Annotated in this window: 19 protein-coding genes; 8 read left to right on the top strand and 11 right to left on the bottom strand. The window is 74.5% G+C overall.

Annotation, left to right across the window (positions count from 1 at the left end; genetic code table 11):
• Nucleotides 1–201 precede the first annotated feature (201 nt).
• A complete protein-coding gene (locus DWB68_RS17120) occupies nt 202–897 on the bottom strand; it encodes an NUDIX hydrolase (protein ID WP_119424058.1) in 696 nt (231 codons plus the stop codon).
• A 159-nt stretch (nt 898–1,056) separates the two neighbouring features.
• Here DWB68_RS17120 and DWB68_RS05065 point away from each other — a divergent pair, with 159 nt between their 5' ends.
• The 4 genes from DWB68_RS05065 to DWB68_RS05050 all read left to right on the top strand — a co-directional run bounded on the left by DWB68_RS05065 (nt 1,057) and on the right by DWB68_RS05050 (nt 7,027).
• A complete protein-coding gene (locus DWB68_RS05065; protein WP_119424057.1) occupies nt 1,057–1,716 on the top strand; it encodes a DNA alkylation repair protein in 660 nt (219 codons plus the stop codon).
• A gap of 106 nt (nt 1,717–1,822) precedes the next feature.
• Nucleotides 1,823–2,680 (top strand): alpha/beta fold hydrolase, encoded by an 858-nt coding sequence (locus DWB68_RS05060; RefSeq protein WP_119424056.1) that lies wholly within the window; start codon nt 1,823–1,825, stop codon nt 2,678–2,680.
• Between the two features lie 215 nt (nt 2,681–2,895).
• Nucleotides 2,896–4,314 carry a class II fumarate hydratase gene (locus tag DWB68_RS05055; protein WP_119424055.1) on the top strand — a complete coding sequence of 473 codons (1,419 nt, stop codon included), beginning with the start codon at nt 2,896–2,898 and terminating at the stop codon, nt 4,312–4,314.
• 229 nt (nt 4,315–4,543) lie between these two features.
• Nucleotides 4,544–7,027 carry a DUF5129 domain-containing protein gene (locus tag DWB68_RS05050; protein ID WP_119424054.1) on the top strand — a complete coding sequence of 828 codons (2,484 nt, stop codon included), beginning with the start codon at nt 4,544–4,546 and terminating at the stop codon, nt 7,025–7,027.
• Nucleotides 7,028–7,107: 80 nt separating this feature from the next.
• Here DWB68_RS05050 and DWB68_RS05045 read toward each other — a convergent pair whose 3' ends face one another.
• Together DWB68_RS05045 and DWB68_RS05040 are read right to left on the bottom strand one after the other, a co-directional pair.
• Nucleotides 7,108–8,688 carry a hypothetical protein gene (locus DWB68_RS05045; RefSeq protein ID WP_119424053.1) on the bottom strand — a complete coding sequence of 527 codons (1,581 nt, stop codon included), beginning with the start codon at nt 8,686–8,688 and terminating at the stop codon, nt 7,108–7,110.
• A 52-nt stretch (nt 8,689–8,740) separates the two neighbouring features.
• Nucleotides 8,741–9,637, bottom strand: coding sequence for a hypothetical protein (locus DWB68_RS05040; protein WP_119424052.1), 897 nt, complete (start codon nt 9,635–9,637; stop codon nt 8,741–8,743).
• A gap of 60 nt (nt 9,638–9,697) precedes the next feature.
• Between DWB68_RS05040 and DWB68_RS05035 the strand changes: the two genes are divergently transcribed.
• Nucleotides 9,698–11,416: an AMP-binding protein gene (locus tag DWB68_RS05035; RefSeq protein ID WP_119424051.1), complete on the top strand. Its 1,719-nt coding sequence runs from the start codon at nt 9,698–9,700 to the stop codon at nt 11,414–11,416.
• 190 nt (nt 11,417–11,606) lie between these two features.
• Here DWB68_RS05035 and DWB68_RS05030 read toward each other — a convergent pair whose 3' ends face one another.
• Entirely contained in the window at nt 11,607–12,137 is a 531-nt protein-coding gene (locus DWB68_RS05030) for an NUDIX hydrolase (protein ID WP_119424050.1), read from the bottom strand.
• Between the two features lie 94 nt (nt 12,138–12,231).
• Here DWB68_RS05030 and DWB68_RS05025 point away from each other — a divergent pair, with 94 nt between their 5' ends.
• The gene (locus tag DWB68_RS05025) at nt 12,232–13,632 is read left to right on the top strand and encodes an FAD-binding oxidoreductase (protein ID WP_119424049.1); all 1,401 of its coding nucleotides are present in this window, start codon (nt 12,232–12,234) and stop codon (nt 13,630–13,632) included.
• 64 nt (nt 13,633–13,696) lie between these two features.
• Here DWB68_RS05025 and DWB68_RS05020 read toward each other — a convergent pair whose 3' ends face one another.
• A complete protein-coding gene (locus DWB68_RS05020) occupies nt 13,697–14,788 on the bottom strand; it encodes a hypothetical protein (protein WP_233548622.1) in 1,092 nt (363 codons plus the stop codon).
• 178 nt (nt 14,789–14,966) lie between these two features.
• Here DWB68_RS05020 and deoD point away from each other — a divergent pair, with 178 nt between their 5' ends.
• Both deoD and DWB68_RS16145 read left to right on the top strand, forming a co-directional pair.
• Complete coding sequence (gene deoD, locus DWB68_RS05015) at nt 14,967–15,674, top strand: purine-nucleoside phosphorylase (protein WP_119424047.1); 708 nt, start codon at nt 14,967–14,969, stop codon at nt 15,672–15,674.
• 112 nt (nt 15,675–15,786) lie between these two features.
• A complete protein-coding gene (locus DWB68_RS16145) occupies nt 15,787–17,553 on the top strand; it encodes a zinc-binding metallopeptidase family protein (protein WP_158588210.1) in 1,767 nt (588 codons plus the stop codon).
• Between the two features lie 32 nt (nt 17,554–17,585).
• On the opposite strand, the gene DWB68_RS05005 is transcribed toward DWB68_RS16145, so the two are convergent.
• From DWB68_RS05005 to DWB68_RS04980, 6 genes are all read right to left on the bottom strand, one after another.
• Nucleotides 17,586–18,083: a prepilin peptidase gene (locus DWB68_RS05005; RefSeq protein WP_119424046.1), complete on the bottom strand. Its 498-nt coding sequence runs from the start codon at nt 18,081–18,083 to the stop codon at nt 17,586–17,588.
• A gap of 91 nt (nt 18,084–18,174) precedes the next feature.
• Nucleotides 18,175–19,347 (bottom strand): cysteine desulfurase family protein, encoded by a 1,173-nt coding sequence (locus DWB68_RS05000; protein ID WP_119424045.1) that lies wholly within the window; start codon nt 19,345–19,347, stop codon nt 18,175–18,177.
• Complete coding sequence (gene nadC, locus DWB68_RS04995) at nt 19,344–20,297, bottom strand: carboxylating nicotinate-nucleotide diphosphorylase (RefSeq protein WP_119424044.1); 954 nt, start codon at nt 20,295–20,297, stop codon at nt 19,344–19,346. Before nadC ends, DWB68_RS05000 begins: the two co-directional genes overlap by 4 nt.
• The gene (locus tag DWB68_RS04990) at nt 20,294–21,883 is read right to left on the bottom strand and encodes an FAD-binding protein (RefSeq protein WP_119424043.1); all 1,590 of its coding nucleotides are present in this window, start codon (nt 21,881–21,883) and stop codon (nt 20,294–20,296) included. The genes nadC and DWB68_RS04990 overlap by 4 nt, the downstream gene beginning before the upstream one ends.
• Nucleotides 21,880–23,136 carry a quinolinate synthase NadA gene (gene nadA, locus DWB68_RS04985; RefSeq protein ID WP_119424042.1) on the bottom strand — a complete coding sequence of 419 codons (1,257 nt, stop codon included), beginning with the start codon at nt 23,134–23,136 and terminating at the stop codon, nt 21,880–21,882. Before nadA ends, DWB68_RS04990 begins: the two co-directional genes overlap by 4 nt.
• Nucleotides 23,133–23,870 carry an NUDIX hydrolase gene (locus DWB68_RS04980; RefSeq protein ID WP_158588209.1) on the bottom strand — a complete coding sequence of 246 codons (738 nt, stop codon included), beginning with the start codon at nt 23,868–23,870 and terminating at the stop codon, nt 23,133–23,135. Before DWB68_RS04980 ends, nadA begins: the two co-directional genes overlap by 4 nt.
• Nucleotides 23,871–23,909: the final 39 nt, after the last annotated feature.

Below are 23,909 nucleotides of genomic sequence, written 5' to 3'. Positions count from 1 at the left end.
GTCGAAGCGACCATTTATGTTGGTCATGTTGACCATAACGTGGGTTGTGATGGATGGCAAGGGTGAGGGGGAACACGGTTCGGCGCCGCACGACGGCGCGTGGGGCGGGCGCTGAGGGGCGCCCGCACGGCGCGGGGCCGGCGTCCTGCCGGGAGGGCGGGCTCTTGGGGCGCCGCGGGGTGCGCGTCCGCGGGACGCGCGCTAGGTGTCGTCGCGCCGGAAGGGCGGGAAGATCTCGGCGGTCTCGCCGGCCCGGTACAGCGCGGTGGGGCGACCCGGGCCCGCCGAGCGGGAGCCGCCCGTCGGCTCCACGAAGCCCTCGACGGCCAGCACCTTGCGCCGGAAGTTGGACAGATCGGGGGCCGAACCCCACACGCTCTGGTAGACGCCGCGCAGCTCGGCGAGCGTGAACGCGGCGGGAAGGAAGGCCGTGGCCAGGGTGGTGTATTCGAGCTTGGCGCGCACGCGCTCCACGGCGTCGGCCACGATCAGCGCGTGGTCGAACGCGAGGCCCGGCAGGGAGGCCACGGGCCACCAGCGCGCCTCGCTCGCGTCGCTGCCCGACTCGGGCAGCGGCAGGAAGGGCAGCAGCGCCACGTGGGCCACGGAGAGCACGCGGCCGCGGGGATCGCGCTCCGGCTCGCCGTAGCTGCCCAGCTGCTCCAGGTGCATGCCCTCCAGCACGGACAGGCCCGTCTCCTCGGCGAGCTCGCGGCGCGCGGCGGCCTCCACGGACTCGCCGTTCAAGACAAAGCCGCCGGGCAGGGCCCACTCCCCCACAAACGGCTCCACCCCGCGGCGGACCAGCAGCAGGCACAGACCCTCCTCGCGCAACGTGAAGACGGCGACGTCGGCGGCGAGCGCCGCGCTCGCGGCGTCCGGGGGGAAGGCGGTCATGGCTTGAGGTTAGTTCACCCCGGCCCGGCACACCGCCGCCCAGCCGGCCACCCGCCGTCGGGCACCGCCCGGCCACCCGCGCTTAAGCTGGGGCCCTGGCGACCCCGCGGGCCCCCACCGCCACCGCCCCGCCACCGCCACCGCCCAGGGGGGAACAGCATGAGCACCACCGACGTCCTCGCCGAGCTCGAGTCGATGCGCGACGAGCGTGTCCTCGCGGTGAACCGGCGCCACGGCGACGAGCACGCCGTGAACCTGACCGCCCTGCGCGGCGTGGCCAAGCGCCTCGGCAAGGACGCCGAGCTGGCCGAGGAGCTCTGGGCCTCCGGCTCCCCGGACGCCCGGCTGTTGGCCCTGCTCATGGTGCGCCCGTCGGCCTTCACCCCGGATCGACTGGACGCCATGCTGCGCGAGGCCTCCCTGCCCAAGGTGCAGGACTGGTTCGTGAACTACATCGTCAAGAAGTCCAAGCACTCCCCGGCGCTGCGCGAGCTCTGGCTCGCGGACGCCGACCCCGTCGTGGAGAGCGCCGGCTGGGCGCTTGTCTCGGAGACGATCGCGAAGGGCAAGGAAGCACTCGACCACGACGCGCTCCTGGCCACGATCGAGGCGCGCATGAAGGAGGCCCCCGAGCGCCTGCAATGGGCCATGAACCAGGCCCTCGCGACGATCGGCATCGAGGACGAGGCCCGCCGGGCCCGTGCAAGCGAGATCGGCGAGCGCCTCGAGGTGCTCAAGGACTATCCAGTGGCGCCGGGCTGCATCTCCCCGTTCGCGCCGATCTGGATCGCCGAGATGTCGGCACGCAAGGGCGCCTGACGCAGCGCCCGCGCCACGCTCGCCACGCCGGCGACCCGCCGCCTAGGGTGAAAGGCACCACCAGCACAGCGAGGGCCGCGAGGCGCGGCCGGCAAGGGGAACACGCATGAGCATCACCACCGTCCAGGTTCCGGACGCCGAGTCCACGATCTCTCTGCGCGTCAAGGACACGGGCGGCGAGGGCGCCCCCGTGGTGCTGATCCACCCCTGGCCGCAGCGGCTCGAGATCTGGGAGCGCCAGGAGACCGCACTCGTGGGCGCCGGTCATCGCGTCATCTCCTACGACCGCGCCGGCTTCGGCGAGTCCGAGCCGAGCCACGGCGAGGCCTACGACTACGACCGCCTCACCCAGCACCTGCACGGGATCCTCGAGGCCCTCGACCTGCGCGACGCCACGCTCGTGGGCTGGTCCATGGGCGGCGGCGAGGTGGCCCGCTACGTCGGCACCCACGGCAGCGAGCGACTGCGCGGCATCGTCCTGCTCGCGGCCATCCCGCCGTTCCTGCCCAACACCCCCGACAACCCGGACGGGCCGGTCGTGGACGCCGCGTGGCGCGAGGCCAACGAGTACCTCGCCAACGACCGCGACGGCTTCCTCGAGATGATCGCCGGCGCGTTCTTCAGCGTCAACGGCGAGCTGCTCGTGGGCGAGGAGATCGCGGCGCAGGCCCTCGCCTGGGCCAAGACCGCGGATCCCACCGCGATCGCCCGCTGTCAGGAGGCCTTCAGCACCACGGACTTCCGCGGGGACCTGGCCAAGGTGGACGTCCCGGCCGCGATCATCCACGGCGACGCCGACGAGATGGTGCCCCTCGAGTACTCCGGAGCCCGCGCCCACGCTGCCCTGCCCGGCTCGAGCCTCGTGGTCATCTCCGGCGCCCCGCACGGCCTCGGCATCACGCACGCCGACGAGGTGAACGAGGCGCTCCTGGCCTTCGTGCGCGAGGCGCCCTCGCGCGCCTGAGCCGCCCATGCGCCGTCGGGCAGGTCCTCAAGCCCAGGCTTTGAGGCCAAGAACGCGCTGTGAGGCGGGGTTTTCCCGCCTCACAGCGCGATGCGCGCCTCACAGCGTGGACAGGGCAGCACGCTGTCCGACGCCGCGTGCTCACCCGGGCGTCGCCCGTCACCGAAGATCCTGAGCGCACGTGGAGGCCTCGCGCGGGCGGTAGCATCGGAACCATGGCTGATTCCACGGAATTCCGAGTTGAACACGACACCATGGGCGAGGTCCTCGTCCCGGTGAACGCCCTCTACCGCGCGCAGACGCAGCGCGCCGTCGAGAACTTCCCGATCTCCGGCAAGACCCTCGAGCACCAGCACATCCGTGCGCTGGCCGAGGTCAAGCGTGCCGCCGCGATCGCCAACGCCGAGCTGGGTGTCCTGGACGCCGAGCGCGCCGAGGCCATCGTCGAGGCCGCCGAGGCCGTCGCCACGGGCGAGTACGACGACCAGTTCCCCATCGATGTGTTCCAGACGGGCTCCGGCACGTCCTCGAACATGAACACCAACGAGGTCATCGCCGAGCTCGCCAACCGCGCGCTGAAGGCCAAGGGCTCCACCACCGAGGTGCACCCGAACGACCACGTCAACGCCTCGCAGTCCTCCAACGACGTCTTCCCGACCTCGGTGCACGTGGCCGCTACGAACGCCCTGATCAACGACCTCATCCCGGCGCTGACCTACCTGGCCGCCTCCTTCTCCCGCAAGGCCGCGGAGTTCAAGGACGTCGTCAAGTCCGGCCGCACCCACCTCATGGACGCCACCCCGGTCACCCTTGGCCAGGAGTTCGGCGGCTACGAGGCGCAGGTCCGCTACGGCATCGAGCGCATCGAGGCCTCCCTGCCGCGCGTGGCCGAGGTCCCCCTCGGCGGCACCGCCGTGGGCACGGGCATCAACACCCCGGACGGCTTCCCGCAGCGCGTGATCGCCGAGCTGGCCCGCAACACGGCCCTGCCGATCACCGAGGCCCGCAACCACTTCGAGGCCCAGGCCAACCGCGACGGTCTCATCGAGGCCTCCGGCCAGCTGCGCAACATCGCGTACTCGCTCATGAAGATCAACAACGACCTGCGCTGGATGGGCTCCGGCCCGAACACCGGCCTCGGCGAGATCGCGATCCCGGACCTGCAGCCGGGCTCCTCGATCATGCCGGGCAAGGTCAACCCCGTCATCTGCGAGGCCGCCATCCAGGTCGCCGCCCAGGTCATCGGCAACGACACCACGATCGCCCTGTCTTCCACGAACGGTGCCTTCGAGCTCAACGTGGGCATCCCGGTCATGGCCGCGAACCTGCTCGAGTCGATCCGCCTGCTCGCCAACGTCTCGCGCGTCATGGCCGACAAGATGATCGACGGCATCGAGGCCCACGAGGACCGCTGCCGCTTCCTGGCCGAGGCCTCCCCGTCCATCGTCACGCCGCTGAACAAGTTCATCGGCTACGAGAACGCCGCCAAGATCGCCAAAAAGGCCGTCAAGGAGAAGCTGACCGTCAAGGAGGCCACCATCGCGCTCGGCTTCGTCGGCGACGGCGAGGGCCAGGTCCCCGCCGATCAGCTGGACGGCCTGCTGGACGTCACCACCATGACGGGCAAGTTCTGATCCATCGCTGAGGCGGCTTCACCGCCGCCGTGAGTGCCCGACGGCGCCCGGTCCCCTTGCGGGGGCCGGGCGCCGTTTGCGTGCGGTCCGACGGCCGGGGCCTCCTCCGGCGCGGCCTCCGGGGGCGGGGCCGGCCAACGCACCCGACCCAGGGCGCCCCGCCGTCGTAGGCTGTGGCACACACAGCCGCCCCGCCCCCGCGGGAGGCCGCAAGCCATCAGGGGGACACATGGCGCAGCCCGTCGGGCCGAGCAGGGCACCGCGCGCCGGCGCGCCGTGGGCCGCCTTGGGAGCGCTCGGGCTCGCCGTGCTGCTCAGCCTCGTGGCGGTGTTCGTCAGCATCCCCACCTCCAGCGTGAGCGTGCGCATCGCGAGCGGCCCCGTCACCGAGGCCCAGGTGCGCGCCGTGTGGGGAGGCGAGCTCAAGGCCTTCGAGCGCACCGAGCTGCTCGTGTGCGGCAGCGAGAACCCCCGCCCCTGCGTGGATCCCCCACGGGGCAGGGTGGCCGTCATCGTGGATGGCCGCTACTCCTGGGCGCGCGTGGCCAAGGGCTGGCTGGACGTTCCCCACAACGAGGAAAAGTACGAGCCCAACGGCAACGACATGGTGCTCAACGCCTTCCAGACCTCGGAGCGTGCGGGGCAGCTGGCCGGCTCCGCGGCGCTCGCGGCCCGCGCGGCGGTGGACGCTCAGGCGCAGGCGCTGGGCCGCTCGCCCGTGCTCTGGGCGGTCCTCATCCTCGCGAGCCTCGTCGCGGCGCTCGTCCTGTGGCGCCGCCACGCCGCCCGGGCCGAACGGCGCCGCGAGCTCTGGCACACCCTCGCCGTGGGCTCCAGGCACCTCGCCACCGTGAACCTGGACCTCGAGGCCACGGCCCTCAACGAAGCCGCGCTGCGTGACCTCAAGGTCGGCGGCCAGGGGCCCAAGAACCTGCGCGGCGCCCTCCTGCGGCTCGCTGGCCGCGTGCGGGAGAAGTCGCTCGAGCTCACGCGCCGCGAGGACGAGCTATACCCCCAGCTGCCCCGGGCCCTCCCCACCGCGGGCGACCTCTCGGCGGAGCAGGCCGGCGCCTTCCGGCGCGCGGCCGAGCGGCTGGACGGCACGGACGACGCGGTACAGGACGGCCTGGCCCTCCTCTCCGGCGGCGCGAGCGCGCTCGACGCCTGGGACCGGGCAGCGCGCCCCGTGATCGAAGCTCCCGATCGCCTGGAGGCGCTGGCCGGCGAGTCCGCCGGAACCGCACGCGCGCTCGCCCCGATCGTCGAACGCCTCGATGCCCTCCGCACCAAGGCCCTGGCCCTGCGTCCCGGGACGCGGGCCGAGACGGGGGCGAAGAGCGACGAACCGGCCCACCCCGCGGCCGCCGCCACGAGCCTCGCCGCCCTGGGGACGCTTGCAGGCGAGGCCTCGACGCTCCTCGACGAAGCCCTGGCCCCGCTGGCCGCGCTCCTCGCGACCGACCCGGCGTCCGCGCGCGAGGCGGCAAGGGACGAGTCCTGGTCCCGGGACGAGGCGCCCCTGCTCTCCGCCCTGGCGCGCGGCGAGGACGCCCCGGCCCTCAGCATCGGCGGCGTCGAGGCCTTCGTGCAGGAACGCACCGCCGAGCTGGATACCCCGGCCGGGCGGGTGCAGCACGAGCTCGCCTCGCCGGCCGCGCGCGAGGGGCTGCGTCGGCGCGGCTCGCGCTTCGGGTGCGTTTCGCTCCTCGTCCCGCTCCTGGCGCTGGCCGGCATCATCTGGGGTACCCAGGCCGTCATCAGCGCCGTGGGCGAGCGCGGGCGCGTGCACCCCGTCAGCTTCGCCGACCTGCCGCAGGGCGAGGGCTGGCCCACGCTGGCCCAGGCCCAATCGGACGCGGACGAGGTGCGCGCCTTCATCCCCTGGCGCATCTCCGTGGCCGTGCTGCCCGCCGACCCGGCGCAGGACATCGTGAGGGAAACGACCCCCAGCAAGTACGACTCAGGACGCCGCTTCGAGCTGCTCGCCTCCCGCGATCGCGGCCAGGCCGTGCGCACGGCGATCGCGAGCCGCCCCGACCTCGTCGACCCCGCGACCGGGGACCTGTTCCCCGACGTGCTGCTCATCGTGGTGCGCGACGTGGGGCAGGGCGAGTACCGCGACCTGGGCCTGGCCTGGGGGCCCACCCCGGCCCCGCGCCTCAGCGGGGAGTACCTCACCGGTTCCTCCGAGAGCGTGAGCGTTGAACGCCCCCGTTTCATCCCCTACGGGGCCGTGTACTACCTCAAGCAGGACCTGGCGGGCGCGCTCGGCAAGCCCGCCTGGACGGAGTCGGCCTCCGTCCGCTTCGGCCTCGGGGCCCTCGTGGTGCTCGCGGTCTCGGGACTCTCGCTGCTCGTGCTCTGGCTCATCGGCCGCCGCCGGCCGGAGCGCGTCTCCCGCCGCGAGAACGACGACGCGCTCGAGGCCACGCGGGCCCGCCTGGGCGGCCTGTTCACCGCCGAGGACGAGGCCCTCCTCTCCGCCACAGCGGCCGAGGCCAGGAGCGGTGACCCCGAGCTGGAGGACCGGCGCGTGCGCGTGCGGGCACAGCTGCTCGCCCTGCGCCGCCTCGAGGAGCTGGCCTCCCGGCCTCGTGGCGAGCGCGCGGGCCGGCCTCACGCCGCCGATGTCGCCAGGGCCTCCACCTTTGTCGAGGCCCTGCGAGAGCGCGAGGACGAGCTGGCCTCGCGGGCCAGGTCGCTGCTGGCCTGACTCGCACGGGGCGGCGCCCCAGCGCGATCCGGCGGGCACGACGCGTCCTCGGCCGGGTGCCGGGGATTGCCGCCGGCCGCTCAGGCGAGGTCGTCCGCCGGCATAGCCAGCGTCTGCTCCGCCGCAAGGGCCAGGGCCTCGTCCCGGCGTCCGATCGCGTCGACGAGGTGCCCCAGCGTCTTGAGCCGCTCGGCGAAGGCCTGCGTCCGATGCACCGCCAGGGCCTGGGACTCGGCCCGGTCCAGCTCGCGCCAGGCCTGCACCGCCACGGCACGCAGCGAGCGCTCCTCGGCGAGCGCCGCACCCGCCGCCGGGAGGCCGGGGACCCCGTCCTCGGGGCCTGAAGCGTCGGCGAGCCGGCCCGCCGAGGCGGCCAGCACGGCGTCGAGGGTGGTCCCGTCCTCGTCGAGGACGACGGCCGAGAGCCGGCGCCTCGCGGCGGCGAGGCGACCCCGCCGGCGCCGGGTTTCCCTCACGCCCGCGCCGCGCGGCGGCCGCCCGTAGGCGTTGAGGAAGGGGAGGGCGAACACGGGGACAAAGAACAAGAGGACAAACTCGGGCGGGGCCCCGAGCATCGGGAGCGCGATCCCGCCAGCGCCCACCATCAGCGAACCCACCAACACGGCCCAGAACACCGCGCGGCGGCGGCGCAGGTGCGGCGAGCGCCGGCCCACGGCGTCCGCGTGCGCGGTGCGGCGCAGGCGGGCGCGGGTCGTGAGCTGGGTCGGCTGATAGAAGTAGCCCTCCCCCGCGTCCCGATCCCTGAGCCGCCGTTCCAGCTCGGCCGCGGCGAGCGGACCGCGCCGACGGCGCAGCTTCTCCACCGCATCGAGCGGCCGCTGGCGCTGCGTGGCGAGGCGGTACTCGTGCCGCATCCACTTGTTGTCCATCTCGGCCCACCAGGCCTGCAGGGCGCGCGGGGTCAGGAGGGACTCCTCGCCTCGGCGCGGGATCAGGGCCAGGCTCGCTTGGGCGCTGGGCGGGAAGAGGTTTTTGGCGCTCGTGAGTTCCACCCCCGTGATGGTGTACCTGGCGGCCTCCTCGTCGCGGGGCAGCACCCAGCCCAGCAGCGGTGCGAGCTGCGTGCGCGCCGCCTCCTGCAACAACTCCGAGAGCGCGCGCTGGGCCGAGGCGAGGGCCTCGAGGGCGGCTCCCTTCGCGTCCTGTGCCGAGCCCTCCACCGCGCGCTCTCCCGCGGCTGCCACCTCGTCCCGCAGCCGCCCGGCGCGCGCGAGGAGCCCAGCGCTTCCGGCATCGGCGCGCACCTCGGCCGCCTCGAAGACGGCCTGCAGCCGCGCGGGAGCCTCCATGACGTCCGCGGCCTCGAGCTCCCAGACCCGCGGATCCAGCGGCCCGGGCGCGGCGAGGGAGACGGCCCGGCGCAGGCGCTCGGCCTGCAGGGCGATGTTCTCCGCCCGCTCCGCCAGGCCGTAGACGGCGGCGTCGCTCGGCTTCGGGTCCGCGCGCAGCTCGGCCAGGCGCACGGTGGCGCTGTCGATGCGGCGCTCCAGGCGGGAGCGCAGGGAGGCGGCTCGCCCCGCGAGGGCGCCCTTGCCGAGCCCCGCCACTCCGGCCGCGCGCTCGTCGGCGGCGTGATGCAGGGCTCCCAGCGTCGCGGCGGCGCGGTCGAGCAGCGCGATCCGGTCGTGGTTGATCCCCATGGGGTGCAATGCTCACACGCGCCGGGCCCCGGAGCCAGTTCGGGGCGCTCCCTTAGCGCCGGGGCTCCGCCGCCAGCAGCTCGGCCCACCAGTGCGCCACCGACGCGGGCGAGACGAGGTCGAGGCTCCCGCCGGCCTCGGCCTCGGGGTCCAGCAGGTCCGCGGCGGCCGATGCGGCCGGCCAGCGCCGGTTCGCGGCGTCGAAGGCCACGAGCGCGGCCCGGCGCGCAGCCCGCTCCGCGTCCCACTCCCGCCTGGCCCGGCGCGCAAAGACCCCGGGCCGCTTGTCCCTGCCCAGCGGCCGCTCCAACGCCGCGAGGAACACGTGGTCAACGGCGTCGTCGAGCGCCTCGCTCGTGTCGGACTGGGCCTCCGCGAGCCGACTCACGGCCGCCGCGGGCGCCGGCAGCCCGCCGGCCAGGGCGTCCTCGGCCGCGGCGAGCGCGCGTCCGGCCTCGATCCCGCCGGAGCGCAGGGCCGCCTCGAGGATCCCCGCCCGCGTCCGCACCTCGGCGAACTCCGCCGCGTCGAGCCGCTCGGCTCCGAGCGCCACGGCCTGGCGCAGGCTCGTTTCAAGGCTCGACGACGCCTGGATGAGCGCCGCGGTCTGCCCGCGCCACGCGGCGAACGCCTCCTGCCCCGCGCCCAGGAGGGGCGCGGCACCCAGCAGGCGCGCCGCGTCGTCGTGCAGGTCAACGAGGCGATCCGCGACCAGGCGCGTGTCCGCCTCCCCCTCGGCCCGCGTGCCGCGCTCCCGGCCCTCCGGAGGCAGCGCCAGCTGCGCGCGCTCCGCGACCAGGCGCTCGCCCAGCCGCACGGCAAGCGCCGCGTACAGCCCGGCGAGCTCGCCGAGCACGGGAGCCGAGGCGGCGGCGCGCACGCAGGCCTCCGCGCGGGCGGCGAGCTGGGGCAGATCGGGGGTCTCGGAAACGCCGGGTGAGGGGGCCATGAGCGCATCCTGCCAGCTGCCCCGGCGCGGCCCCTGGCTACCACGAAGTAAGATGTCCCGGTGCATGTGAACGAGAACCGCGAATGGAACCGCTTCTACGCCCCGGGCACCCCCGTGGACATCGAGGTGGCGACCGGCTCGCTGAGCGATCTGCTGGACGAGCGCGTGGAGCAGTACGCCGACCGCGACGCCATCAGCTTCTTTGGCAACACCCTCAGCTACGCCCGCCTGGGCGAGCTCGTCTCCCGCGTCGCGGCGGGCCTGAAGGGCCTCGGCGTGGGCGCCGGCGACCGCGTGGCGCTCATCATGCCCAACGCCCCCGCCCACGTCGTCGCGTTCTACGCCGTGCTGCGCCTGGGCGCCGTGGTGGTGGAGCACAACCCGCTCTACACGCGCGACGAGCTCGAGGTGCAGTTCCGCGATCACGGCGCGCAGACCGTGATCGCGTGGGACAAGATCGCCCCCACTATCCAGTCGCTGCCGGGCGAGCTCGGCATCCGCACCGTGGTGGCCGTGGACATCACACGTTCCATGCCGCTCTCCATGCGCCTGGCGCTCTCGCTGCCCATCGCCAAGGCCCGTGAGTCCCGCGAGAAGCTGCACGCCAAGGCGCCGGGCACCCTGCCGTTCACGGCCCTGGAGAAGACGGCGCCGCTCCCGGCCTCGCACCCGCGCCCCACCGTGGACGACATCGCGTGCCTGCAGTACACCTCCGGCACCACCGGCACCCCCAAGGGCGCCATCATCACGCACGGCAACCTCTGGTCCAACGCGCGCCAGGGCGCCGCGTGGATGCCCGACTTCGAGCACGGCGCCGGCAGCATCTACGGCATGCTGCCGATGTTCCACTCCTTCGGCGTGCTCCTGAGCGTCATCTACTCCGTGGAGACCGGCTCCCGCGCGGTCCTCTTCCCCACCTTCGACCCCGAGCTGATCAAGGCCGCGGCCAAGAAGTTCCCTCCGACCTTTATCCCCGCCGTGCCGCCCATGTTCGACCGCCTGGCCCGCGTGGCGGCGCAGGGCGAGCTGGACCTCAGCCAGGTCGTCTACTCGATCTCCGGCGCCATGACGCTCACCCCCGCCATCGTGAAGCGCTGGGAGGACCTGGCGGGCTCCATGCTGAACGAGGGCTACGGCATGACCGAGACGAGCCCCGTGGCCCTCGCCAACCCCTTCTCCGACGTGCGCAAGATCGGCGCGATCGGCATCCCCTTCCCCTCCACCGACATCAAGGTCGTGGACCCCGAGCATCCGGAGAACGAGGTGGCGCTCGGCGAGGTGGGCGAGCTGCTGATCCACGGCCCGCAGGTCTTCCACGGCTACTTCAACCGCCCGGAGGACACCGAGGCCGCACTGCTGCCCGGACGCTGGCTGCGCACCGGCGACCTCGTGGTCCAGGACGAGGACGGTTTCGTCACCGTCGTCGACCGCAAGAAGGAGCTCATCATCACGGGCGGGTTTAACGTCTCGCCGTCCGAGGTGGAGCAGGTCATCAACACCGTGCCCGGCGTGGCAGAGTCCGCCGTGGTGGGCCTCCCGCGCGGCGGCGGGGCCGAGGTGGTCACGGCCGTGGTGACCCTCGAGGAGGGTGCCGAGTTCGACGTCGAGCTGGCGCGCGCCGCCGCCCACGATCACCTCACCGAGTACAAGCGCCCCAGCCGCTACCTCGTGTGGGAGGAGCTGCCCAAGTCGCTCATCGGCAAGATCCTGCGCCGCACCGTGCGCGACACGCTCATCGCCGACCGCAAGGCAACGCGCGCGGCAGCCGAGGAGGACTGAGCCCCCGGCCCGGCCGAGAATGCGTGCCGTGCGCCGTGAAGACGCTGGTCTTCACGGCGCACGGCACGCATTTTTGTTTGGGAGGCACGACGGCGGGCGGCGGGGACGCTGACCGGTGGCCAACGGCGCGCGCCCGGGTGCCGGGGCGGGTGCCCGACGGCGGGCGGCCGGGTGAGGCGCGGGGCGCGCCTCAGGCGCGCTTCGCCGCGCCGTCGTGCACGAAGTAGGCGCCGCCCCCGGTGCTCTCGCCGTCCGCGTAGCGCGGGTCCTGACTGCGGGCCCACTCGATGGCGCGGCGGTGCAGCGGCGGGACGTCGTCCAGCCGGGCCACGGGGCGCCAGGCCACGGCGAGGTTTTCGTCGTCGTTGACGCGCGCCTCGCCGCCCTCGGCCTCGAGGGCCATCACCACGTCGAGGTACTGGGCTCGGTCCCCGTTGGGGTACTCGGTGGGCTGCGTGGTCTGCACGCCCACGAGGCGCAGCGGCCTGGCCACCACGCCGGTCTCCTCGAGCACCTCGCGGGCGATGCCGTCCGCCGGCTCCTCCCCCGGCTCGAGGATCCCGGCCGGCACGGTCCAGCGGCCGTTGTCGCGGCGCTGGACGAGGAGCACCTCCGGCCCGTCCGCACCGGCGCGCAGCACCACGCCCTTGCCGCCGGGCATCCACAGCGGGGCGTTCCCGATCTTCTCGCGCAGCTCGAGGACAAAGCGTGGGGTCGTCATGACACCAGCCTGTCACGCCGCCGCGAGTGGGATAACCGACCAAGCGGTCGCTAATGTGGTGGGGATCACCCCGATTCCCCACCCCCGGAGCGCCATGACTCAGCCCGCCAGCCCCGCCACGCCCGACGCGAGCCCCGACGCCGCGGCCCTCGAGGCGCTGCACGCCGCCCTGCCCGGGCGCGTCAGCACCGACCCGGAGCTGCTGCGCGAGCGCTCCCTCGACCGCTCCGGCCAACGCGTCCCCGGGCTGCCGACCGCCGTGATCCTGGCGGCGAGCGTCGAGGACGTCCAGGCGGCCTGCCGCGTGGCCCACGCCCACGGCGTCCCGCTCGTGACCCGCGGCGCGGGCACGGGCCTGGCCGGTGGCGCGTTGGCCGGCACGGGCGAGCTGGTCCTCGACCTCTCCGGGCTGACCGAGGTCCTCGAGATCAACGCCGCCAACCGCCTCGCCGTGGTGCAGGCGGGCGTGATCAACGCCGAGCTCAACGCGCGGCTGGCCGAGCACGGCCTGTGGTGGGCGCCGGACCCGGCCTCGAAGGCCATCTCCACGGTGGGCGGCAACATCGCCATGAACGCCGGCGGCCTGCTGTGCGCCAAGTACGGCGTGACGCGCGAGGCGGTGCTTGGCCTCAAGGTGGTGCTGGCCGACGGCAGCGTCATCGAGACGGGGCACCGCACCGTCAAGGGCGTCACCGGATACGACGTCACGGCGCTCATGATCGGCTCCGAGGGAACGCTCGGCGTCATCGTCGAGGCCACCCTCAAGCTCCTCACGGCCGTCACGGGCCCCACGCCCACGCTCGGCGCGGCCTTCGGCTCGCTCGAGGAGGCGGCCCGCGCCGTCGCCGACGTGAGCGAGGCCGGCCTGGTGCCCGCCGCCATGGAGCTGCTCGACCGCCCCAGCCTCGACGCGCTGGCAGCCCACACCGGCACCGACGCGGCACCCGGCGCGCAGGCCTACCTCCTGGTGCAGACCGACGGCGTGGCCGGGGCCCCCGAGCTGGAGGCCATCGCCGCGATCCTCTCCCGCCACGGCGCCGCGTGTTCGGTGGCCGCCGACCAGGACGAGGCGCACAAGCTGTTCGCCCTGCGCCGTGAGCTCTTCCCCTCGCTCGAGGGGCTCGGCGGGACGCTGCTCGTCGAGGACGTCGCCGTGCCGAAGGACCGCCTCGCGGAGGCCTTCGCCGGCATCCGCGAGATCGAGGCCCGCTTCGGGCTCAGCATCCCCACGGCCGCCCACGCGGGCGACGGCAACCTCCACCCCACCTTCGTGGTGCCGGGCGACGAGGTGCCCGAGGTGGTGTGGGAGGCCGCGAGCGAGCTCTTCGCGCTGGGCCTGGCGCTCGGCGGCACGCTGAGCGGCGAGCACGGCATCGGCCTGCTCAAGCGCCGCTGGCTCCGGGACGAGCTCGGCGAGACCCAGCACGAGCTGCAGCGCGGCATCAAGGCCCTCTTCGACCCGCGCGGCATCCTCAACCCCGGCAAGGTGTTCTAGGGGTACGACGGCGGGGGCCGGGCTGGGCGCAGGCCCGGCCCGGCCCCGCGCGCGGCGGGCCGGCTCAGGCCCCGGCGATGACCTCGGCGTGCAGGCGCATGAGCGGCTCCGTGCGCTCGGCCGGGCCGCGGCCGAAGCCGCACTCCGTCCCCACCCCGAACTCGGTGATCCCCGCCTCGGCCAGGGCCGGCGCGGCGGCGGCCAGGCGCCGTCGGGCCCCGTCCACCCCGTCCTCGTGGTGCACGGCGCCCAGGAAGAGGCGCGTGCCCTCCTGCAGCGTCAGGCGCGCCAGCGGCGCGAAGTAGGCGGCGTCGTCGCGCTCGATCGGCACGGGAAGGTGGATCCAGTCCACCGGCCGGCCCGCGCCGTCACTCAGGGCCTGCGCCACGGTCGCGAGGTGCCCGGCGGTCATGGGCTCCACGAAGTGCTTCTCCCCCACGTCGCCGTAGCAGAGGTGGAAGCCGAGCTGCACGCCGGCGGGAACGCTCGCGGCGAGCGGCAGGGCCAGCGCCGCGGCTGCGGCGGCGATCTGCTGGGGTGAGGCGCCCTCGGCCGCGAAGAACGGCTCGAGCGCTCCGCCGCCCATCGAGACGCCCTCGATGTAGCCAAACTCGGTCGCCAGGTCGATCTGGATCGCGAGCTGATCGGCGGGGATCGCCGCGCTGATCGCCTCGACCTCGCGGATCAGCGCCGCCTCGTAGGCGGGCAGCACGGCGGCGCGCAGGGATGCAGCGACGAAGCTCGTGACGGGGGCGAGCGGCGAGGGCAGGCAGACCTGGAAGCGCGTGGCCTCGGGGATGACGCCCTCGGCCTTCAGGCGCGCGAAGACCGCGTAGGACTCGAGGGCAGCCTCGGCGTAGCCCAGCGCGGGGACCTGGAGCTCCGCAGCCTCGACCGTGCCGTCCAGGATGAGCGGGCGCAGGTCGAAGCCCTCGTGCAGGATCGGGTCCATATCCACGCGGACCAGGCCGGGCGTGGCCTCGAGCCTCTTGCCCTGGAAAAGCATCCAGTGGAAGCGCTCACCCACCTCACCGTCGGGCAAACGGGGAGCCAGGGCTCCGAGGGCGCCGGCCGCGGCCCGGAAGGTCGCCTCCGCGGTGGCCTGATTCACGGAGCCAACGAGATGTGCGTCACGCACCACAAGATTCTGAGTCACCCACTCACAATAGATCCGCCCGCCCCGCGCGGCGGGAGCGTGACGAAGCGGACGGCGCGTGCGACACGACACCCCACCGGCGTTGCGCACCACGGCGCCGGAACCGATATCCTGGTCAACGCGCTGCGAGGCGATGCCCCCTCTCGCCCGGCGCTGGCAGCATTCGAAGGAGAACCCCGTGACCACTCCCCACATCAGTGCCGAGCCCGGCGACTTTGCGCCGCTCGTGCTCATGCCGGGCGACCCGCGCCGCGCGCGCCTCATCGCACAGACCTTCTTCACCTCGCCCCGTCTCGTGACCGAGGTCCGCGGCATCGAGGGCTACACGGGAACCGTCAACGGCACCGAGGTCTCCGTCCTCGCCTCCGGCATGGGCATGCCGTCCATGAGCATCTACGCCACGGAGCTCATCCGCTTCTACGGCGCCAAGCGCATCGTCCGCGTCGGCACCGCCGGCGGCATGGCCCCCGAGGTGCAGCTCGGCGAGCTGGTCATCGCCAGCGCCGCCCACACCGACTCCTCCATGGCCGCCTTCCGCGTGCCAGGCGTGCACTTCTCCCACGCCCCGGCGTTCTCGCTCCTGGAGCGCGCGGTGTCCACGGCCCGCGAGCAGGGCATCGCCCACCGCGTTGGCCCCATCTTCTCCTCCGACACCTTCTACTCGGATCGCCCCGAGCAGACCGCGGCGCTGGCCGCCCACGGCACGCTCGCCGTGGAGATGGAGGCCGCGGCGCTGTACGGCATCGCCGCCGCCGAGGGCGTCGAGGCCCTCGCCGTCTGCAACGTGACCGACCACCTCCTGCGGGAGGAGGCCATGAGCTCCGAGGAGCGCGAGACGCGCTTTGAGCCCATGGTCGAGGTCGCCCTCGGCGCGCTGCTGAGCTAACGCTCCCCCCTCTCAGCGCCGCCGATCATCACCGGCGGCGCTCTCCTCGCGCGCGCCATGCCGCGCGCCCACCGAAGCCGTTTTCCTGCCCTCAAGGAAGTGCCCTCCCCTCATGACGCCCCCTCCCAGCAGCTCGACCCTGTCCTCGACCATCCCCGACGGCAACGCCGGCGAGGTCAAGGTCATCCGGGCCACCGTCGCTCCCCGCACGCGCACCTTCGCGTCCCCGTTCCGCAAGGGGCGCGTCTCGGCGAACCAAGAGGCCGAGGTGCAGCGCGAGATCGATCCGCTGGATGAGCTGGAGGCGCTCATGGCCGCCGAGACCGGCGGCTTCGACGACGACGACGAGCCGGGCACGGCCCCCGAGCCCAAGAAGGCACCGGCCAAGCGCGCCGCCCCGAAGAAGGCTCCGGCCAAGAAGGCGACCGCGCCCAAGGCCTCGGCCTCCCCCGTCGTGAGCCGCTTCGTCGAGCCGAAGCTGCCGGCCATGCTGGCCGAGCCCGCGGCGGCGCCCGCGGCCGAGATCGCCGCCGAGCCCGTCGCCGCGGTGGCGGCCGAGCCGAAGGTGGCCGCCGCGCCGGTGGCGAGCGCCCCCGCCGTTGCCGTCGCCCCCGCCGCCCCGGTGGCGAGCGCCGCCCCGGCCCCCGCGCCGTCGTTCGCTGAGCCCGTGGCCCCCGTGCCCCAGGCCCAGGAGGCCCAGGCCGTCGCGCCCGTGGCCGACGCCCTCGAGGCCGTCGACGCCGCCGCCGTGGACGGACTGGCCCTCAGCGAGCGGGCCGCCGGCTCCGCCGTGATCTCCGAGGCCGAGCGCGAGCTCCACGCCAAGGGCTCCGACGCCGCGAACTGGCTCGCGGTCCGCGTGGGCCCGGCCGCCGAGGCCGCGCTGGCCGAGGCCCGCCGCGACCTCATGCGCCTCTCGCGCTCCGTGCGCGTGGGCGAGGGCACCATGGCCAATGTGCGTATGCACCAGCTGGCCTCGGCCGTGCTGCTGCGCCACGGCTTCAGCCTGGACAAGCGCCAGCCCGGCGTAAAGACCGGCTTCTCCGCCTCCGTGGGCTCCGGCGCCGGCGCCGTGGCCCTCTTTGTGCTCGAGGCCGACACCCCCGGCAGCGCCGAGGACCACGCGGATGTCGCCGCGCTCGTGGGCGGCGCCATCGCCATGGCCGCCGTGGCCCCGGGCCTCGGCCTGACCGTGCGCTTCGTTGGCGTGCCCCGCGGCACCGACGCCCTCGCCGCGCTGCACGCGGACGGCTTCCTCGACGGCACCACCCTCGTGCTCGCCGCCGCCCGCTCGAGCGTCGACGAGGTCCGCCTCGGCGGCCTGGGCGGCTCCGTGTGGCAGGCCCGCTACGCGGCACCGAGCAAGGCCGAGGCACTGGCCCTCCCCGTGGATCCGGCCGACGCCGTGGCCCTGGCCCGCACCGCGCTCGGCCTGCTCGCTCGCGCCCTGCCGGCCGACGCCTCCGTGGGCGCCTCGCTCGAGGACAGCACGCTGTCGGTGAGCCTGCGCACCTCCTCGAGCGCCACGGCCGAGCCCGCCGCCGAGCGCGTCGAGGCCGCCCTCCGCGGCGCCGCCGAGGCCAGCTGCGCCGTGCTGCGCCTCAAGCGCCTGGCCGGCGGCGACGCCTCCGTGCAGCAGGACGCCGTCCTGGCCGGCGCGCACCGCGCCGCCGTGGAGCGCCGCGGGCGCGACATCGCCTTCAGCTCAGAGTCCCCCGACGCCTCGCTGGCCGGGCTGTCGCGCGCCTTCCCCTTCCTGCAGGTCGGCATCGGCCCGGGCGAAGGACTGCCGGGCGGCAGCGACGCCGGAATGCTCGACGCCGCGTTCGGCCTGGCGTTGGCCGGCGCGGCCGGGTGCCTGGCCGGCACGGCAAGGTGACGGAGCCCCTTCCGTTCTCTCGGGTGCAATCCTCAAACCACGTACGCCAGCCACACCCCCAGGACGAGGCCCGGCCCGAGGGGCACGTGCGCCGTCCGGCCGCCGCGCGCTAGGAGCACCGCCGCCCAGACGCCGCTGAACAGGCACGCCGCCACCCCGGCCAGGGCCAGGTGCCCCCACGAAAGAAATCCGCAGGCGAAGCCGAGCACGGGCGCGAGCTTCACGTCGCCGAAGCCGAGCGAGCGCGGCGAGGCGAGGTGCAGCGCCAGGAACAGCCCGCCCGCCGCCGCGGCCGCGGCCAGCGCCCTCGACGCGCGGCCTGGCTCCCCCGCCCACAACGCGGCAAGCGCGAGTGCAGGGATCACCGAGAGTGCCAGGAGCACCACCAGCCGGTCGGGCAGGAGGTGGCTGTGGGCGTCCCTCCAGGCGAGGGCTCTCCCGAACACCAGGAGGCCGCAGCCTGCCAGGGCCAGGAGCAGCACGGGGCCCCAGGCCCCCTGCCCCGCGTAGTCCTGCGCCAGCCGCACCATGCAGGCAAGCTACCCGGCGAGCAAGACCCGGTCGAGGCCCGCATCAAGGACTGGGGACGCGCGCCCATTGTGAGGGAAACGCGGGGGGGGCTCAGCCCCGGGCGCCCAGCCCGTGCACCGCAAGCACCGCGTCCACCACGGCCGCGCCGGCCGCCTCGAGCTCGGCGGCTGGCAGCTGCGGCGAGAAGGACAGGCGCAGCGCGCCCACCGCCACCTCGGCCGGGTAGCCCATGGCCGTGAGCACCTCGGAGGGTTCGGAGGAACCCGCGGCGCACGCGGAACCCGAGGACGCCAGCACGCCGCGCCGCCCCAGTTCAAGCAGCACCGACTCGGCGTGCACGCCGGGGAACACGAAGGACACGATCCCGGGCACCCGGGACGCCGGATCCCCCGTCAGGGACGCCGGCACCCCGGCCGCCGCGAGCCCGACGAGCACGGCGGCGGCGAGCGCCTCACCCGGCCCCGCGCCACACGGAGCCTCCCCGCCCAGGAAGCGCTCGACGTCGTGCTGGGCCAGCCGCACGGCGAGGCCCGTGGCCACGGCGCCGGGCACGTTGACCGTGCCCGAGCGCACGCCGCCCTCCTGCCCGCCGCCGTCAAGGAACGGCGCCACGGAGACCCCGCGCCCCAGCACCAGGGCGCCGGCGCCCTTGAGCCCGCCGAGCTTGTGCCCGGACAGGGACAGCGTGTCCGCCGAGGTCGCGAGTGGCGCCAGGTGCAGCCAGGCCCCGGCCTGCACGGCGTCGACGTGCACGCGCGCGCCCACGGCCCGCGCTAGCGCGGAGACCTCGGCGACGGGCTGCACCGTCCCCACCTCGTTGTTGACCGCCATGAGCGCCACAAGCGTCGTGTCCGGCCGCAGGCGCGCCGCCACCTCGGCCGGGTCCACGAGACCGGAGGCCAGCACCGGCACCGTCTGAACCTCGAAGCCGTGCCACTCACCCAGCTGCTCCGCCGCCCGCGCCACGGAGGGGTGCTCGATGGCAGAGACCAGCACGTGCCGCCCCCGCGGGCGGGCCAGCGCCGTCCCGTGCAGGGCCAGCGCGTTCGACTCGGTGCCGCCGGAGGTGAACACGACCCGCCCGGGCTTCACGCCGCAGGCCTCGGCCACCAGCCCCCTCCCCCACTCGAGCGCCCGCGCCGCCGACTCCCCGGCCTCGTGGTGGCTCGCCGGGTTCCCGAAGGTCTCGGTGAAGAGCGGCATGACCGCCTGGAGCACCTCGGCCCGCACGGGCGAGGTGGCGGCGGCGTCTAGGTGGATCACGGCGCGGCGCTCACGACGAGGTCCAGGCCCAGGTCCAGGGCCCGCACCGAGTGGGTGATGGCGCCGGAGGAGATGACGTCGACGCCTGTCGCGGCGATGGCCCCGATCGTCTCCTCGGAGACGGTGCCGGAGGCCTCCACGATGGCCCGGCCGGCGATGTGCTTCACCGCGCGGGCCGTGTCCTCGAGCGAGAAGTTGTCGAGCATGATCGTGTCCACGCCGGCGGCGAGCACCGGATCGATCTGCTCGAATCGATCCACCTCGACCTCCACGTGCACCGTGTGGCCCCAGCGGGCCTTGGCGGCCAGCAGCGCCTCGGTCAGGGCCTTGCCGTCGCCCAGCAGCGCGAGGTGGTTGTCCTTGGCCATGACCGCCTCGGAGAGCGAGTCGCGGTGGTTGGAACCGCCGCCGCAGCGCACGGCGTAGCGCTCCAGGACGCGCAGGCCCGGCGTGGTCTTGCGGGTGTCGGCCACGCGGGCGTGGCCTCCAGCCGCGCTGACCAGGCCCACCAGGCGGGAGGTCGCCGTCGCGATGCCCGAGAGCCGCTGGAGCAGGTTGAGCCCCACGCGCTCGCCCAGGAGCAGGCCGCGGGCGGGCCCACTCACGCTCAGCAGGACGGCGCCGGCCTCGAAGGCCTCGCCGTCCGCGAGGTGCGCCGTGACGGCGAGGTCCGGGTCCGCCTGGCGCATGGCCTCGGCAAACACCCCGGTGCCGGCGAGCACGCCAGGCACGCGCGCCACGACCTGGGCGGTGGCCGTGGCAGTCGCGGGGATCAGGCCCTGGGCCGTCACGTCGCCGTGGGGCGCGTCCTCGGCGAGCGCCAGGGCGATGATCGCCTCGATGGTCGCCCGCGGGGCGGGCGGGACGGGAAAGTCGCTGCCCGACGACGGGGGGCCGGGTTCCGTGCCCGGGGTCGGGGCCGGCGTGTGTTCCTGCGCGATGGTGCTCATGCCGGGACCTTTCGGGGGTCGCTCATGCCCGCGGCCGCGCCAGGCGCCGTGGTGGCGCGGCGCGTGGCGGGGTGGGGGTTGACGAGGGTGACGGTGGCGCCGGGCCGGGCCTCGCCCGCGGCGTCCAGCCGGTGGTGGGCGCCGAGCGGGCCCGGCCGCAGCTGGGCCGAGTGCGCGATGAGCCGGGCCGTGAGCGCCTCCGAGGAGGCGCAGGAGGGGTCGCGTTCCGCGCCCAGGCCCTCGGTTGCGGGGTCAAGGGCCACGAGGGAAGCGGACAGGCCGGCCGCTTCCCGCTCCACGCCCAGGTGGCGGTCGGCGAGGGTGCGCACCGTGGCCAGCGGTGCACCCCGGCGATCCTCCAGCTCGAGCGGCACCGGCGCGCCGAGGCGCAGGGTGGCAGGCTCCCGGTGCAGGCCGGCACTCACGGTGGCCACGGCGGCGAGGCCTGTGTGCACCGCCTCGAGCAGCGAATTGGAGGCCAGGCGATTGGCGCCGTGCAGGCCGGTGCGGGAGGCCTCCCCCGCCACGAGCAGGCCGGGGACCGTGCTGCGCGCGTGCGCGTCGACGGCCACCCCGCCCATCCAGTAGTGCTGGGCCGGGCGCACGGGAATCGGTGCCCGCTCCAGGTCCAGCCCTGCCTGTGCGAGCGTGGCCGTGATGGTCGGGAAGCGCCTGGCGAGGAAGCCTCGCCCCTCGCGCTCGACGATGGGCGAGGCGTCTAGCCAGGCCCCGCCCTGGGCCCGGGCCACGCCGCGGGCCACCACATCGCGCGGGGCCAGCTCGGCGCGTTCGTCGATCTCCAGCATGAAGCGACGCCCCGTGGCATCGCGCAGCACGGCGCCCTCGCCGCGCAGCGCCTCGGAGACCATGAAGCCGGCCTCGGCGCAGTAGGTGGGGTGGAACTGCACCATCTCGGCGTCGGCGAGCACGGCGCCGGCCCGCCAGGCCAGCGCCGCGGCGTCGCCGGGGTTGGCAAAGCGGGAGGTCCGCGTGCCGTAGGCGCCGCTGATGCCGCCGCTCGCGAGGATCACGGCGTCGGCCCCGAGGAGGCCACCGTGGGCCCCGGCCACGCCCGCGACCGCGCCGCCCTCGAGGAGGAGGGCGCCGGCCTCCTCCAAGCCGTCCAGGCGTAGCCGGCCCTCGGCGCCCAGCGCCTCGGCCCGGCGACGCAGGGCCTCCACGATCCCGGCCCCCGTGGCGTCGCCGCCCACGTGCAGGATGCGCGACGCCGCGTGGGCCGCCTCGCGCGTCAGGCTCACCGTTCCGTCGGCCTCGGTGTCCCACACGGTGCCCCAGCGCGTGAGCGTGCCGACGTGCTCCTCGGCGGCGGCGCACACGGCGGCGGCCACGGCCGGATCGCCGTGGCGGGCCCCCGCCTCGAGGGTGTCGGCCACGTGGGAGGCCACCGAATCGCCGGCCGCGAGTCCGGCGGCCGTCACGGCGCTGAAGCCGCCCTGTGCCTGGACGCTCGCCGAGGAACGGAACGCCCCGTCGTCGAGCAGCGTCACCTCATGCCCGGCCTCGACGCCGGCGAGGGCGGCCGTTAGGCCGGCCAAGCCGCCGCCCACCACGACGATGGCGCTCATCGCGGCAGCGCCGCCAGCATGCGCTCCAGGGCCACCTTGGCGTCCGCGGAGGTCTCCTCGTCAACGCTGATCCGGTTGACGACGTTGCCGGCCACGAGCTCCTCGAGCACCCAGGCGAGGTAGCCGGGGTGGATGCGGTACATCGTGGAGCAGGGGCAGACCACGGGATCCAGGCAGAAGATCGTCTTGTCGGGGTGCTGCGCCGCGAGGCGGTTGACCAGGTTGATCTCGGTCCCGATCGCGATCGTGGCCCCGGGCTCGGCGGCCTCGACCATGCGGCGGATCACGTCGGTGGAGCCGGCCACGTCGGCGGCCTGGACCACGGGCAGCGGGCACTCGGGGTGCACCACGACCTGTACGCCCGGGTACTGGGCGCGGGCCTGCTCGATCTGGGCCACGGAGAAGCGCTTGTGCACGGAGCAGAAGCCGTTCCAGAGGATGACCTTGGCGTCCATCAGCTCGGCCTCGGTGTTGCCGCCGTTCGGCTTGCGCGGGCGCCACAGCGGCATGAGGTCCTGGGAGATGCCCATCGCCACGGCGGTGTTGCGGCCCAGGTGCTGATCCGGGAAGAAGAGCACGCGCTGGCCGGCCTCGAAGGCGCGTTCAAGCACCGTGGCGGCGTTGGAGGAGGTGCAGACGATGCCGCCGTGGCGGCCCACGAAGGCCTTGAGCGCCGCGGAGCAGTTCATGTAGGTGACAGGGATGACGGGGAGCTTGCCCTCGGCGTCCGGCTCCGTGCCGTAGAGCTCGGTGAGCGCGTCCCAGCAGGCCTCGACGTCGTCCTCGTTGGCCATGTCGGCCATGGAGCAACCGGCGGCCAGGTTCGGGAGGATGACCGATTGCTCGGGGCGGGACAGGATGTCGGCGGTCTCCGCCATGAAGTGCACGCCGCAGAAGACGATGGCCTCGGCGTGCGGGTGCTCCAGGGCGGCGTTGGCGAGCTGGAAGGAGTCGCCCACGTAGTCGGCGTGTTCCACGATCTCGTCGCGCTGGTAGAAGTGCCCGAGCACCACCACACGGTCGCCGAGCGTGGCCTTGGCGGCGCGGATGCGCTCGTGGAGCTCGGCGTCGGGTGCCTGCTTGTACTCGGCGGGGAGCTCGCCCTGGCGCGGGGCGGCGGCCGGGATGACGTCGTCCGCGGAGGCGCCCGGGCCGTAGCCGGGCGCGAGGTCGATGTCCCACGGGGCCGTGGTGAGGCCCGTGTCGCAGGAGTCCGCGCCGGGGCGGGAGAGCTGGAGCTGCACGCTGGTCATGAGGGGTTCCCTTCCGGGTCCGGGAGGCCGCTGCCGTCCCGCTGGGTGAGTGCGTGAGTGAGGGCCGTGTAGAGGCGCGGCGGGCGGTTGCGCACGCCGGTGAGCACCTCGCCCGTGTCCTCGATGCCGCCGCGCGCCAAGACGGTGCGGCGGAAGTTGGCGGGGTCCAGGCGCGTGCCGAGCACCGCCTCGTGGGCGCCGCGCAGCTGGGCCAGCGTGAAGCGCTCCCCCAGCAGGCGGTGGGCCACATCGGCGTACTCGACCTTGGCGCGCAGGCGGGCCAGGGCGTACTCGACGATGCGGCGATGGTCGAAGGCGAGCTCCTCGGCCACCGCGGCGTCGACGCGACGCCAGGCCACGTCCGGATCGTCGACGAGGCTCGCGTCGGAGTCCTCGAAGCGCACGAGCGCCCAGTAGACGACCGACACGGTGCGGGCGCCCTCGCCGCGGGCCACACCGCCGAAGGTGTAGAGCTGTTCCAGGAGCGTGGGGGTCAGGCCCGTGGTCTCTTGGAGGGTTGCCGCCGCGGAGTCCCTGAGGGAGGTGTCGCCGCGCAGGGGGCCGCCGGGCAGGGCCCACAGGCCCTTGTAGGGTTCGCGGCCGCGGCGGACCAGGGGCAGCCAGAGGCTCGGGGCCTCCTCGCCGTCCGCCGGGGCGCGCAGCGCGAACACCACCGTGGACACGGCCAGGGGCGGCGTGACATCCGCCCGTTCGCTGACGTTGGCCCAGTACATGGCGCCTCCTGGCTGCGCTCGTCGCCTTAGAGTCAATCT

Origin of the sequence: Galactobacter valiniphilus (genome assembly GCF_003575975.1) — a bacterium.
In the GTDB taxonomy this organism is placed as follows: domain Bacteria; phylum Actinomycetota; class Actinomycetes; order Actinomycetales; family Micrococcaceae; genus Galactobacter; species Galactobacter valiniphilus.
Note: the sequence above shows the minus strand (reverse complement) of the source record. Positions and strands in the feature narration are given on the sequence as shown.